General features: G+C 68.4%; 1 protein-coding gene and 1 pseudogene. One reads left to right on the top strand and one right to left on the bottom strand.

The features are described 5' to 3' along the window. Window positions 1-455: 455 nt before the first annotated feature. Window positions 456-662, top strand: coding sequence for a DUF2188 domain-containing protein (locus AB0383_RS50075; protein ID WP_364187286.1), 207 nt, complete (start codon window positions 456-458; stop codon window positions 660-662). Window positions 663-1110: 448 nt separating this feature from the next. Here the strand turns inward: AB0383_RS50075 and AB0383_RS50070 are convergent. Then, window positions 1111-1347 (bottom strand): annotated as a pseudogene (locus tag AB0383_RS50070) (hypothetical protein); the annotation flags it as partial.

Raw genomic sequence — 1347 nt, 5'->3', positions numbered from 1 at the left:
CCCACGCGCGGAGCGAGCAAGGTGCAAGCATCCACGGGCGAACCGCTGGCCGCAGCGGTCACGAACTCCTGAGCGGCAGCGCGCACGTCCGGCGAGTCGGCAGCACCGCAACCAGCGGCCGAAACCAGGAACGCCGCTGTGATCACGCCGCCGACGATCTTCTGCACGCGTACGGGTACCCATTCGTCGGCGGTCTACACCTGGACGCCGCCGTCAGGCAGGCCACTGAGCCGTGGCGCCGGCGCGACGACGAACGCACAGCTTCAGCGTTGCCCGCGGTGGGCTGGTGGTCCTGGATTTGACCAGCGCCAGGTTCTTCTCTTCCGCCGCTCTCGCGGCCGTGGTCGACGCGAAGCGCTACGCCCTGAGTGATCGCATGCTCGTTGACTTGCGCGAGTGTCGGTCTCTTCGAAGCGGGTACCCGTCGGGCGAAGTCGGCGAGCGGAGGTGGGGCGATGGCGGACGGGGTGGAGACCTACTTCGAGAACGGGCTGTGGAAGAACCGGCTGGAAGGCAACGTGCGGGCATCCAACACCGCCAAGGCCGCAGGCGACGCGGAGAAGACCGGTCGCCACATGGCCAAGGCGCGGAAGAGCGTTCATGTGGTGCGCGATGAGTACGGGGTCGTTGTGCGCGAAGACGACTACCGCGGCCGCCGTTGACTGCTCGTCGCACTCCTCTTTGTCGAGTTGGAGAGGCGCCTGGCCTTCGTGTGACGCTGAACCACACAGCCATTTCCGAGCAAGCTCCGCCGCAGCGTCGAAGCGCTGCGGGCTGTGCCAGGCCACGTCGGACTGCAAAGTGGCCGCGACACGCAGCAGCCGCCTGTGCGGGGCAACACTTTCAAGACCGTGCGATCGCCGTCAAGACGGGCGCCACATGGCGAAGGCGCGCCACGTCGCCCATCGCGTGCGCGACGAAGTCGGCACCATCGTCGGCCACGACGATTACCGCGCCGGCCCCAAGGGTGTGCGGGTTGAAATCCCCGACTGATCGTAGGCGCCGAAATGCGGGCGGTCCCCGTTCGTCTCGCGCGTCGTGATCCGCAGTTCCCGTGGTGGGCACGGAGCAAGGTTTCGCCGGAACGGCAGTGTGCGTGCCCGAGGCGGTTCAGTCGAGGGGGCCATCCAACTGCAGGAGTGTGGCCATGTCCCGTTGATCGCCGGCGTCCAGCGGGTTGACCTGGAGCGAGGGGTCATGCGAGGCGAGGGCGTCGAGCAGGGTGAGCAGGAGGCCGTCGCGGGTGGACCAAGGGCAGATGGCCATGCGGCCGCCCGTGATGGTGAGCAGGGCTTCGGCCACGACGGCGCCGCCGAGGGCTTGCTGCGCGCGCTGGCGCGAGATGCC

The sequence above is a fragment of the Amycolatopsis sp. NPDC051373 genome, assembly GCF_040689465.1.
Lineage (GTDB): Bacteria > Actinomycetota > Actinomycetes > Mycobacteriales > Pseudonocardiaceae > Amycolatopsis.
The sequence above is the reverse complement of the archived record's forward strand: the minus strand, read 5'-3'. Positions and strand labels throughout refer to the sequence as shown.

Excerpts from the sequence above, each read along its gene's own strand:
- AB0383_RS50075 (WP_364187286.1), top strand. The coding sequence starts at position 456 with ATGGCGGACGGGGTGGAGACCTACTTCGAGAACGGGCTGTGGAAGAAC.